1 pseudogene is annotated in these 208 nt (G+C 73.6%); it reads right to left on the bottom strand.

Going from position 1 to position 208, the window contains the following annotated elements:
* A pseudogene (locus tag ACLQ2V_RS28200) lies at positions 1–208 on the bottom strand (hypothetical protein); the annotation flags it as partial.

Here is a 208-nt window from a genome sequence, read left to right as displayed (position 1 = left end):
TGCTCGCCCTGCACACCGTGCGGGATCAGCTTGCCCTCGTCCACGCCCGGCTTGTCGGCCTTGTCGGCCTTGTCGGCGGCCTGGACGGCCACGGCGGCCGGCATGACGCCGGCGGCGCTCGGGGCGAGGGCGGTGTCGTGGTTCAGGGGGCCGGCGGCCAGGCCACCGGCGAACGCCAGACCAGCGATACCGAGAACGCTCTTACGCA

It is taken from the genome of Micromonospora sp. DT233 (assembly GCF_049841815.1).
In the GTDB taxonomy this organism is placed as follows: domain Bacteria; phylum Actinomycetota; class Actinomycetes; order Mycobacteriales; family Micromonosporaceae; genus Micromonospora.
Note: the sequence above shows the minus strand (reverse complement) of the source record. Positions and strands in the feature narration are given on the sequence as shown.